This window comes from Agriterribacter sp. (assembly GCF_035444585.1).
Classification (GTDB): Bacteria; Bacteroidota; Bacteroidia; order Chitinophagales; family Chitinophagaceae; genus Agriterribacter.
Genome location: NZ_DAOMOZ010000157.1, coordinates 1 through 11751 on the forward strand (window position 1 = coordinate 1; position 11751 = coordinate 11751).

Sequence of the window (11751 nt, forward strand, 5' to 3'; positions counted from 1 at the left end):
AGTGTGTAAGGGTTGCCTTGCATGCATGATCAACATATTCATATATGCTGATGACACTGTTTTCTTTCTGCTTACCAGTTTTCCTGTGTATAATTTGATACGACCAAGAAGCGTCGGCGCTTACAGCGACCTGCTGCCTGTCAGATATTTTTCACCAGACTTTCGTCAATAATGAAAAAAACAATATTTTTTTTCACCACCCTGTGCTTATCGGTGATGTCGTGCACCAAAGAAAAAACGGATTATGAAGCAGAGATAAATACGGTAGTGACGGAACATTATGAGTTTAAAGAAGCGGCTGCCATCAATAGCAATGGCTATCATATCAGCATTGAAGCGCTGAACGGAACTTTTTATAAAGGGTACAATGAGATCCGGTTGAAGATCTCAGGCGATCATACTAATGAAGATGTATCTGCAGTAACTTTTTTGCCGGTTATGACGAGTGCCGACGGCAGCAGGGTTTCCTGCCCTCACCGCTACGATCTGGTTTATAACGCCGATGACAAATATTTTCCGGGATACGCGGCATTTACAAGTGAAAGTAGTATAAATGAAACCTGGGAACTTTATATCAGCTTCACCATTAACAATCAAGTCCATTCGGTTAAGCAAACCATTACCGTTCAGGAGCAAACCAACAAAAACCTGAATATGACTGCATTTACCGGTAAAGATGGTGAACAGTACTTTATCGCATTAGTAGCTCCGCAAAAGCCGAAGGTTGCCGAAAACGAGCTGGTTGCAGGGATATACAAATTCAACCAACCTGCCAACCCTCCATCGGGGAGCTTTCCGGATCCTTTACAGTTCTCCTACACAGAGGTAAGCGGTTATACATTGCAGCTTGATCCGAGGATGCCCGAGCCTTCAATGGGCAATCATTCTTCGATCAACAATAAAGACCTGACCCGGCAAAGCGATGGTTTGTATCACGGAGTGGTTAATTACACCATGACGGGAAACTGGACACTGAATTTCATTATGCTGAACCAGAACGGGAAGATCCTGAAAGGAACCGAAGTGCCAACCGATTTTACACCGGGAGTGGAAGGCGTGAAAAGTGAACTATACATTGATATTTTATTCTAAGATTTATGAAGAAACTAAGTATTGTTTTAGGGGTTCTTTTTTGTGGAATAAATATAAATGCACAGGAAACGCAGCCGCAAAGCGACTCTGCAAAAGTTCTGAAGGAGGTAAAAATAATTGCCCTTGCAAAAAAGAAAATCCAGACTGAAATGAAAATGGCGGTTTCGGTAGATGAATTTTTAGCATCTTCCGACAATATAAGCTTTATAAAGCGGGGCGCTTACGCCTGGGAGCCCCTGCTCAACAATATGAGCACCGAGCGCTCCACCATCACCATTGACGGCATGCATGTTTTTGGCGCATGCACGGATAAGATGGATCCGATCACATCGTATATAGAAAGCAACAATCTTTCTTCTGTTGACATTAAATCCGGCCAGGAAGGCAGCCTGCACGGCGCAACGGTTGCAGGCAGCATTGACCTGAAGAGAAAGACCACGCCATTTACTCCCGGAAAGAAATATAGCGGCGCTTACCAAACAGGTTTTGAGTTCAATAATAAACAGCTTTTTAACCTGGGAAATCTTTCTTATGCAAGCGATAAGTTTGTGGCAGACGGAAGCGTTTCCTTTCGTAAAGCAGGTAATTATTATGATGGAAATAATAATGAAGTAAGCCATTCTCAATACAATAAATTCAATACCTCCCTGGGACTGGCATATAAGACAAGCCCGTTCTCCTCGGTGAGAGTGGATGCTATTTTTGATAAGGCGAGCAACGTAGGATTCCCCGCGCTTCCAATGGATCTGTGGCTTTCCCGGGCGCTCATTACATCGGCTTCCTACAAGCAATTATTTCAGCACGGACTGATAAGAGCCTGGGACACCAAGATATATTATAATGCTGTAGAACATTATATGGACGATACCAAACGCCCGGAGAACCTGGTGCACATGGATATGCCAGGATGGAGCACTACTTACGGACTTGTTTCCAGGGCTAATATGAAGCGCGGTGATTACAGCGCTGAAATCCAGTTGAACACGTACAACAACCTCTCCATTGCGGAAATGCGCATGTACCCGCAGGACCGAAGCAAGCGTACCATGTTTGCCTATAGCTGGCCATGGGTTACAACAAAGTTTTCAAGCCTTGCCATGAGTAATTCATGGGATATTTCAGAGAACAGCCGGATGAACTTCGGCGGCTCGCTGGGGTATAATTACAACCGTTCCAAGTATGTGGAGTTCAACTGGATCTTCCATCCCGGAACGCCACAGGAGAAAAGCAGGATATTGCCGGGACTGCATGCCAGCTATGAACTAACGCTCAATCCATTTAATTTTTCAGTAGGCACCGGCTACGGGCACAGAGCACCCTCTGTTTCGGAAGGCTACGGCTATTATATCTACAATAGTTTTGACCGTTACGATTATATCGGCAACCCTGATCTCAAAAACGAAATTTCTTATGAAGCCAATGCGAGCGCCGGGTTTAAAAATGAAAAGATGGGTTTGGAGGCCAAAGTAAATTATTTCTATATTCAAAACTATATCATCGGAAGAATTCTGAGCCTGGGAAGCCCCATGAATTACCAGTCCGTAGGTGTGAAGGGATATACCTCACTGAATCATGCCAGGATCTTCAACGTAGCGTTGAATGCCAACTATAATATTCTACAGCATTTACACTGGAAGGGAACGCTCACTTATGCGCGGGCAACAGACGACAAAGATGGAAACCTGCCCTTCATTCGGCCGCTGAGCTATCAAACCTCGCTACATTTTATGTATAAAACGTTCGGTATTCAAACCTCCGTGAATGGAGATCTTACCCAAAGAAATTACAGTCCGGAATATGGCGAAGATCAAACGCCTGCTTATATGATCTGGAGCATCTCTGCGAACTATAGCTTTAACATCAAAAATTGTAAAACCGTGTTGCAGGCGGGCGTAGAAAACCTCCTGAACGAATACTACAGCACGTATGCAGACTGGGGGAATATCTGTTTTGGATTATTTTGATAATGGTGTTTTGGATGCCGATAATCTTGATCCTGCTTTAAAGGAGAACGGCAACAGGATACCGTTAACCGAACAGGAAAAAGAAGATCTTATTGCCTTTATGAAAGCGTTGAGTGACAGTGGGTTTGTCGGGAAGTAATGTAAAACAAAAAATAAAAAAGAATGAATAAACTAATGAGCATAATGAGCGCTATTGCATTGGTAGCGCTTGCAGCCTGTAACACAGGTAATGAAAATAAACCGGAAGAAAAAAGCAGCAATACACATACTGCACATACCATGCATAGTAATCCGCCTGCCGGCTATGCAGATAGTGTAAATGCCGGACTTATAAAAGAAGATACGCTGAAAGGAAGTCCTCGCCGCACCGCCATGAATACCATAGGCGGCACGCATGTGCATATTGAATATAATTCGCCGGGTGTTAAAGGCAGGATAATATGGGGCGGGTTAGTGGCATGGAACAAAGTGTGGGTAGCCGGAGCGCATAATGCAACTTCCATCCGCTTTTATAAAGACGTTGTTGTCGGCGGGCAAACAATAAAAGCCGGAACCTATGCCGTATTTGCTGTACCTGGTAAAGAAAAATGGACATGGGTGCTTAATACCAATTTTGACCAGCACCTTACAGATGAGTATGACGCAAAGGAGGATATTATACGCATAGAGGCAATTCCCGAAAACCATCTGTTTACCGAGCGGCTTACATACACAGTAGAAAAAACGGGTGAAAAAAGCGGAGCTGTTAGTTTATTATGGGACAGCTTGAAAATAATACTTCCATTTAAAAATTTATAGAATGAAAAAAGAACAATTATCAGTTTGCATATTGATGGTATTTAGTTAGGCTTCTTTTGCTTGCAATATATTTTGTCGTATTGCTCAAAAATTAATTATTACTGGTTGTAAATAATTCAAGTGTCCTGATTCCTATTTTTTCCGACAGATTCATCACTGCTTGAAGTTCATTTAACTTCTTTAATTCAATTGAATTTTCTTATGAATTTTAATAATTAAGCAAGTATACAGTCAGCACAAATTGCAGTAACTTTATACAGTAAATCGCTCTTTGTTTCAAGGTTGCCTTAGCTACTGGCAAATTACTGGCAAAAATGAAAAAGTCGCCAATAGCGACTTTGTAAGTTGTTGATTTTTAAGCTCCCCCTTCAGGACTTGAACCTGAGACCCTCTGATTAACAGTCAGATGCTCTAACCAACTGAGCTAAGGAGGAATAAGGGCGGCAAAAATAGGTTTTTTGATGCGATCCGGCAAACAATTTCGTAAATGTTTTTGGTACCGGAACGGGAGCTCTGGCAAATAGGATGGCGATATGCTATTAATAAACAGTCAACATATTTATTAAATAAATTCCGTATCAACATAAGCAGTAAATTTGTAACCCGGTTACCACAAAACCCTTTTCAAAATCTCCTGCCCTGTCCCGGAAACATATGTTCTTTACCGGCTGCTTCCTTAAAATTGAGAGAGCTCGCCAGTAACAGAGCTGCTATTGATGAAACACCATAAGTAAAAAATTAATTTTCAAATTTAAACTATAGAATTATGGCTTTTACATTACCGGCACTGCCGTATGCGCATGACGCGTTGGAACCTCATATTGATGCTTTAACCATGCAAATACATCATGGCAAACATCACCAGGCTTATGTTGATAACCTAAACAAAGCAATAGCGGGTACCCCCAACGAAAATAAATCTCTGGAAGAACTGGTTAAGGCTGCAGACACGATCAGCCCGGCAGTACGCAATAACGGCGGAGGACACTGGAACCACAGCTTTTTCTGGGAAATTCTTGCACCCAACGCAGGTGGTAAGCCTTCCGGGAAACTGGCCAACGCTATTGATTCCGCTTTCGGCAGCTTTGATGAATTTAAAGCTAAATTCAATGCTGCAGGTGCTACCCGATTCGGAAGCGGGTGGGCCTGGCTGATCGTTAAAGACGGCAAATTGGAAGTTACCAGCACTCCTAACCAGGATAATCCCCTGATGGATGTTGCAGAAGTAAAAGGCACCCCGATATTGGGCGTAGACGTATGGGAGCATGCCTATTACCTGAAATACCAGAACAAACGTCCCGACTACCTGTCAGCAATATGGAACGTGATCAACTGGAAAAAGGTAGAAGAAAAATTTGAAAAAGCATAAGCTTTCAACAAAAAGATAAGGGCTGTCCGGATTTCCGGGCGGCTTTTTTATGTAGCTATTCAAATTCGGATTTCGAGATTTCCCCTTCTTCGGATTTGATACGTTTACGGTACCGGGTCATATCCATGCCCGCCCCAGGGATGACAACGGGCAATACGCTTTGCTGCAAGCCATGTGCCTTTGAATATGCCGTATTTTTTGATCGCCTCCAGGGCATACTGCGAACAGGTAGGCGTAAACCGGCATTTGGGCCCAAGGATGGGTGATATAATGATCTGGTAAAGCCTGATCAGGGCTATGAATGGAAGACTAAGTATGCGGCGGATGGTTTTCATCAATGCGATGTATAAGTTTCTCCAAAATTACCTGTACTTTTTCTTTTACCAGCAAAAAATCGGGCATCTCTCTCCCGGTATAGATCAAAAAAAGCATAAGCTGCCGGCCTGTTTCCGTTAGTTTTTGCTCTAAACCAGGCTTTTGTAAACGATAGGCTTCCCGGGTAAGCCTTTTGATCTTGTTGCGATGCACCGCTTTTTTAAAATTTTTGTTACTCACCGTTATCCCTGCCTGCAGGGGATAGGATAAGGGGGCACCGGCACCGGCAACAGGCAGGTACAGTACCCGGTAAGGAAAAACGGAAATGCTTTTTCCTTCCCTGAACAACTGTTCAATGCGCTTACGGCTTTTGAGTCGCTCCTGTTTGCTTAAAGTGAAGGTTTTTTTCAAAATCTGCTGAATTACGCATCAACACAATACAAAAATAGCCCCGTTTGGGGCTACGATTATTTAAGGATCCGCGCACATGGCACAGGTTGTATTATTTTGCTATTTTTTCGTCAGATACACTCAGTTTCCTACGTCCTTTTTTACGACGGTTGGCTAAAACCTTGCGGCCGTTGGCTGTTTGCATGCGCTTGCGAAAGCCGTGAACTGATTTGCGACGACGTTTATGCGGCTGAAATGTACGTTTCATTGTTTTTTCTTTTTCACTTTTTGAAATAAAGGTCCGGGAGAACGAACCGGGTTTCAAAGTATTTACCTTTTCCAGACGGGCCACCACGCCCTTTCTGTTGAGGCTGGATGAAAGGACGGCAAAGGTAAGGGTTAATAATTAAATCCCGGGCTTTTTTTAGGTGCGTTTTCCTCTTTTAGGTACGTTATCCTCAATGCACATTGAGTTTTTAATGCGGGACAGAGTCCCGAAAGAACATAAGAATACGAAGTTAGAAACTTCGTATAGCAGCTTCAGAATGAAGTGCCGGACTTTTTCCGGGCAGCTTATCATTAATGCCTATTCAATGCTAACATGTTCAGCATGAATGCTTTTTCCAAAAAAGGTAGCTGCGTGGGCATCAAAATCATCTGTTGAATCGGTGGTATAAAATCTTAGTTTGCCCTGCTTACTGCAACGGCTTTCCATTTCGGGGTGCCGTTTAAAATAGTCTGCCAGGCTGTTGGCAACGATCTCACCCTGGGAAAGCAACTGAACCCCGCCGGGTAAATGCTTTTTGATTTTATCTTTTAATAATGGATAATGTGTGCAGGCAAGTAACACCGTATCAATATTATGAGACTGATCCAGCAGTTTCTTCACATCCTTTTCAATAAAATAGTCTGCACCAATACCATTGTGTTCATTATTCTCCACCAGGGGAACCCACATAGGGCAAGCCTGCTGAAATACTTTTACCTGCGGGTAAAATTTTTGAGTTTCAATGATGTATGATCCGGATAGAACGGTACCCGCTGTTGCAAGCAAACCTACCTCGTTCGTTTTTGTATAGTCGCCGATCTTTTCTGTTGTAGGGCGGATAACACCCAAAACGCGGTTATCAGGAGCAATTACAGGCAGATCATTTTGCTGAATGGTGCGCAACGCCTTTGCTGAAGCGGTGTTACAGGCTAAGATAACCAGGGGGCATCCTTTTGCAAAAAGCCATTTCACACATTCTAACGTGTAGTGATAAACGCTTTCAAATGAACGTGTACCATATGGTGCACGGGCATTATCGCCAAGATATGAATAATCGTACTGCGGCAGTTTTTTAATGATCTCTTTTAATACCGTTAGTCCGCCATAGCCTGAGTCGAATATACCAACAGGATGCTGATTCATATAACAAAGGAACGTGTTTCGGGATTAAATAAAAAAGACGCTCTTTTAGGGAACGTCCATTATATAAGAATTTATTTAAGTATTAGTTTTTAGCACCTGTCTGAGCATCCAGTTTAACCCCTAATTTTTTAGCTACCAGTGGTAACAGGTCATCACCTGGCGGAGCTACCAGCAAGGCATCCTGCTTAAATACCCAGGTATAGCCATTTTCTTTGGCAACAGTACTAATGAGTTCAAACGCTTTTGTAAAATAAGGGTTCAGCACTTCAGCCTGTTTACGTTGCATTTCAGACTGTACGAATGGATCCCAGTTTTGGATATATTGAAGATACGTGGCAGCTTCCTGTTGTGCCGTTTGTTTGATTGCCTGCGGAGTACTGGGTAGTTTGGCTATAGAATCTTTCCTCTTATATTCATTTATATAAAAAGGAAGAGCATTATCGAGAGAATCTTTTTTGAATTTCTGCAAAATGGAATCAGCCTTATTGATATCTGGAAAAATAGATACTATGTGTTCAATGTTTACATGACCAAATTTCTGCTGGGCACTGGCAGTATTGCTCAATATTAAAAGTGTTAATGCTACTGCTACAAAAGAAAAAAACTTTTTCATATAAGTCAATGTTTCTGTTTTATGAGTTAAAAGATGAAAATAAAGCTATGTTAGTTTGATTGCCCGCAGGCTTTAACAATTATTTATTTACCCCCAGCATCTTCAGGATATCCTCGCTCCGGTCTAATTTGGGGTCGGCAAAGATAACGGTAATTCCCTCACTTTTATCTAAAATAAAGTCATAGCCTTTTTCAACGGCTAATTTTTCAACGGCATTGTACACCTTATCCTGCACGGGTTTAATCAACTCCTGTCTTTTTTTAAACAGATCTCCTTCATAACCAAAGCGCTGGCGCTGCAGGTCTCTCAGCTCTTTTTCTTTATTGAACAGCTCATCTTCCCTCTTCTTTTTCAGTTCATCGCTCAGCATAACCTGTTCTGCCTCAAAATCGCGGTACATCTTATCCAGTGTGGTTTGCAAATTGTCAAGCTCCTTTTGCCAGGCTTCGCTTAACTGGTCCAGTTGCTTTTGAGCTTCCTTATATTCCGGCAGCCTGTCCAATATGAATTTACTGTCCAGTACAGCATATCGCTGTGCGTTTGCGCTAAAAGCAGCCAGGCATATAAAGCCGGCAATAAATAATATTTTTTTCATCAGGTATATTTTTATTTTTTTAATGGACTGATGGAACTCCGCCTATACATTATTTTATTCTCAGAAAATAAATATCATGCTTCGTTTCATAGCTTTTTGTTTAAAGTTACATAAGCTTTTCAAAGTAGGCAGGATATACCGTCAATCAGCTTTGAGCAGTCAGATAAGGCGTATACCAATAAAGAGCAAATTCACCCCTCTCTCACTTTCCGCTCTTTCACCCGCGATCTGACGCTCCTTCGTCGCGTGCCGACCGCTTTTATTTTCACCCCTCTCTCACTTCTCACCTTTCACATCTCACCGCTTGCGGCTGCCAGCTTTGAGCTTTCAGCGGTCAGCGATCAGCTAAAGTATACTAATGTCGGGCAATTCACGTGTCTCACTTACTACCACTTACCGCTTATCACCCCCACCCACATTATTCCGGTTCAAATCCAAGCATAAAGGTAAACCGCGTTGCGTCTTTAAATGTGGCGCCCGGTGTTGATAACCTGTCTAAGCCTAACCCGTAATCAAAACCAAGCAAGCCGAACATCGGCAAAAAGAACCTTGCACCCAGTCCAACCGAACGGCGAAGCTGAAATGGATTCCATTTTTTGAAATCATACCATCCGTTGGCTGCTTCAAAAAATGCCAGGCCGTAAATGGTACTGCTGGGGTTGGTTGAAAACGGATAGCGCAACTCCATCGTATATTTATTAAAAATAGTAAAGAATTTGGTAGTAGACTGCTGATCCGGATTAATGGTGGGATCAGAATTGTCGTATACCGGGTAGCCCCTGTGCGCAATGATATCGTAGCCGAGGATACCAAAATTATTGGTCAGCCCCGCATCGCCTACCTGGAAACGCTCAAACGGGGAAATTTCAAGGTCTTTATTATACCTTCCGATAAAACCGTATTTGGCCGCCACTTTTAATACAAACTGGCGGTTCTTTTCTTCACCTGCAGGTTTACCCAGGGGAACGTACCATTCGCCATTTACACGCCATTTGTGATATTCCACCAATTTGTATTTGTCTTCCGATTTAATGGAACCGGTACTTTTAAAGGCCGAATACGGAGGTGTAAATGCACCACTGATCATAAAGCTTGAACCGCCGGTTGGAAAAATAGGCTGGTTAACCGATGACCTTGCCAGGGTGAGCTTCAGGTTAAGGATATTGGAAGTGGCGTCTGATAATCCCTGGAAGAACCCGGGATAGTTCTTCAATTTATACTGGGTAAAGTTCAAAGCATATATAAGGGTAAAATAATCATCCGGCCATTTAAGCTGCTTGCCCAAGGATATCGTTGCCCCCATAGCTCTCAGGTACGATGAATCTGCCCTCGCATTGGTATACCTGCCGGTATAAGGATCGTAAGCATTAGCATATTTGGAACTGTACAGACTTACCGTAAATGAATTGCGTTTTTTGCCTCCCAGCCAGGGTTCGGTAAATGAAAAGTTTGTAGAGCGGAAATAACGGCCATTGCTCTGGAACCGAAGGCTGAGCTTTTGACCGTCGCCCGAAGGAAGCGGGCTCCAGGCTGATCTTTTAAATATATTGCGCAGCGAAAAATTATTGAACACAACGCCCACTGTTCCGGTTAACCCGATGCCTCCGCCCCAGCCGGCGCTCAGTTCCAACTGGTCGGACGATTTTTCTTCAACGGTATAATTGATATCCACTGTTCCGTCGTCGGGATTGGGAACAGGGTTGATACCGATCTTTTCCTGGTTAAAATATCCCAGGTTGGCTATTTCACGCTGCGAGCGGATGAGTTCCTGGCGGCTGAATTTTTCGCCCGGCAGTGTTCTCAGTTCCCTGCGTATTACATGCTCCTTGGTTTTATCGTTGCCCGCAATGGTAACCCTTTTTATGGTAGCCTGCGGACCTTCGGTGATCCTGATCTCGTGATCAATGGTATCGTTGTATACCGAAGTTTCAACAGGATCAACGCGGAAGAACAGGTAGCCGTTATCTGCATACAAAGCGCTTATATCGCCGCCTTCCTGCGTGAGTTCCTTGCCAACTCTTTTATTGAGCGTTTCCAGGTTATATACATCGCCTTTTTTTATGCCCAGTATTACATTCAGTACCGAGTCGGAATATTTTGTATTTCCCCTCCAGGTAATATCTCCAAAATAATATTTGTGTCCTTCATCTACCTTAATGGCAATATTGAGGTTCCCTTTGGCATTGTAGTATATGGTATCTTTTTCAATAACCGCATCGCGATAGCCCTGGGAGTTATAATAGGCAATGATGCTTCTTTTATCTTCTTCGTATTTCTTTTCGTTGAACTTGGCGGAGCTGAATATTTTGAAACGAAAATAAGGATCCAAATAATCCAGTGTTTTGGTTGGGGAGAGAAACCCGAGATGCTTTACATATTCTTTAAATGAAATGGTTTCTTTCTCACCGTAAGGGCTGGTATTTTTATCGGCAAATAAGGTAAACCTGCTTTTTTCCTTTGTACCTTTTAGTTGCTTTTTGAGCTTCAGTTCATTGATCTTTTCATTTCCAAAGATCATTACATCGTTAACCCTAACTTTGCCTCCTTTTTCAACAATAAAAATCAGGTCTTCACCATTGGTATAGGCGGTGTCGGGGCGTTCCTGCACTGTTATTTTGGCGCCCTGGAATCCTTTTTCGGTATAGAATTTCTGAATGGCTTCAATGGCATTTTGTTTCCGGGCTTCCGTTACCACCTGGCTGGCCGAAATACCTACTTTCTCTTTCAATTCTGTTGCTTCCGATTTTTTTATGCCCCTGAAGATGAGCTTGGATAACCGGGGCCTTTCCACTGCTGCGATCTCTACCCATATTTTATCGCCTTCAACCTTGGTTATGTAAATTTCAATATCGGCAAACAGGTTTTGTCCCCATAATTTTTCTATCGCTTTGGCAAAATTATCGCCGCCCGGGATCCGCACTTCATCTCCCACATTCAATCCGGAGATGGAGGTCACCAGGTTGGGATCGAAATACTGGGTTCCGGTTACTTTAATTTCAGCAATGGAATATCTTTTGGGAATGGTTTGGTTGAACAATCCTAATAAAGCGGGGTCGGCAGAAGTAGTTGGCAGTGTGTCGCTTACCTGTGCGTTGGTTTTGGCTGAAATAAAACTTAATCCAAGTAAAATTGTAAAAATCGTGCAGATCCTTTGCATCCGTTTTATAAGTTTCGCCCGGCAAATTAACGGGATTAATTGAAATG

The 11751-nt window shown here is 42.9% G+C and carries 12 protein-coding genes and 1 tRNA gene; 5 read left to right on the top strand and 8 right to left on the bottom strand.

Going from position 1 to position 11751, the window contains the following annotated elements; translation table 11 throughout:
* Positions 1-171: 171 nt before the first annotated feature.
* Genes PLH26_RS15480 through PLH26_RS15495 form a run of 4 tightly spaced genes read left to right on the top strand, consistent with a single transcriptional unit; the run spans position 172 to position 3854 of the window.
* Positions 172-1092 (top strand): hypothetical protein, encoded by a 921-nt coding sequence (locus PLH26_RS15480; protein ID WP_324586935.1) that lies wholly within the window; start codon positions 172-174, stop codon positions 1090-1092.
* Between the two features lie 5 nt (positions 1093-1097).
* Entirely contained in the window at positions 1098-3056 is a 1959-nt protein-coding gene (locus PLH26_RS15485; protein WP_324586936.1) for a TonB-dependent receptor plug domain-containing protein, read from the top strand.
* Positions 3043-3195: a hypothetical protein gene (locus tag PLH26_RS15490; RefSeq protein WP_324586937.1), complete on the top strand. Its 153-nt coding sequence runs from the start codon at positions 3043-3045 to the stop codon at positions 3193-3195. The genes PLH26_RS15485 and PLH26_RS15490 overlap by 14 nt, the downstream gene beginning before the upstream one ends.
* A gap of 23 nt (positions 3196-3218) precedes the next feature.
* Positions 3219-3854, top strand: a complete 636-nt coding sequence (locus PLH26_RS15495) for a DUF2911 domain-containing protein (RefSeq protein WP_324586938.1) — start codon at positions 3219-3221, stop codon at positions 3852-3854.
* 360 nt (positions 3855-4214) lie between these two features.
* Here the strand turns inward: PLH26_RS15495 and PLH26_RS15500 are convergent.
* Positions 4215-4288: transfer RNA gene (locus PLH26_RS15500), tRNA-Asn, on the bottom strand.
* A gap of 332 nt (positions 4289-4620) precedes the next feature.
* Here PLH26_RS15500 and PLH26_RS15505 point away from each other — a divergent pair.
* The gene (locus tag PLH26_RS15505; protein ID WP_324586939.1) at positions 4621-5223 is read left to right on the top strand and encodes a superoxide dismutase; all 603 of its coding nucleotides are present in this window, start codon (positions 4621-4623) and stop codon (positions 5221-5223) included.
* Between the two features lie 104 nt (positions 5224-5327).
* Here PLH26_RS15505 and yidD read toward each other — a convergent pair whose 3' ends face one another.
* The 7 genes from yidD to PLH26_RS15540 form a co-directional block, all read right to left on the bottom strand.
* Complete coding sequence (gene yidD, locus PLH26_RS15510) at positions 5328-5558, bottom strand: membrane protein insertion efficiency factor YidD (protein WP_324586940.1); 231 nt, start codon at positions 5556-5558, stop codon at positions 5328-5330.
* Positions 5533-5949, bottom strand: coding sequence for a ribonuclease P protein component (locus PLH26_RS15515; protein ID WP_324586941.1), 417 nt, complete (start codon positions 5947-5949; stop codon positions 5533-5535). Before PLH26_RS15515 ends, yidD begins: the two co-directional genes overlap by 26 nt.
* A gap of 91 nt (positions 5950-6040) precedes the next feature.
* The gene (gene rpmH, locus PLH26_RS21815; RefSeq protein ID WP_502876398.1) at positions 6041-6283 is read right to left on the bottom strand and encodes a 50S ribosomal protein L34; all 243 of its coding nucleotides are present in this window, start codon (positions 6281-6283) and stop codon (positions 6041-6043) included.
* A 231-nt stretch (positions 6284-6514) separates the two neighbouring features.
* Complete coding sequence (gene murI, locus PLH26_RS15525) at positions 6515-7339, bottom strand: glutamate racemase (RefSeq protein ID WP_324586942.1); 825 nt, start codon at positions 7337-7339, stop codon at positions 6515-6517.
* 82 nt (positions 7340-7421) lie between these two features.
* On the bottom strand, positions 7422-7952 hold the full coding sequence (locus PLH26_RS15530) for an OmpH/Skp family outer membrane protein (RefSeq protein WP_324586943.1): 531 nt from the start codon (positions 7950-7952) through the stop codon (positions 7422-7424).
* Positions 7953-8031: 79 nt separating this feature from the next.
* Positions 8032-8547: an OmpH/Skp family outer membrane protein gene (locus tag PLH26_RS15535; protein WP_324586944.1), complete on the bottom strand. Its 516-nt coding sequence runs from the start codon at positions 8545-8547 to the stop codon at positions 8032-8034.
* A 418-nt stretch (positions 8548-8965) separates the two neighbouring features.
* Positions 8966-11704, bottom strand: coding sequence for a BamA/OMP85 family outer membrane protein (locus PLH26_RS15540; RefSeq protein WP_324586945.1), 2739 nt, complete (start codon positions 11702-11704; stop codon positions 8966-8968).
* Between the last annotated feature and the right edge of the window lie 47 nt (positions 11705-11751).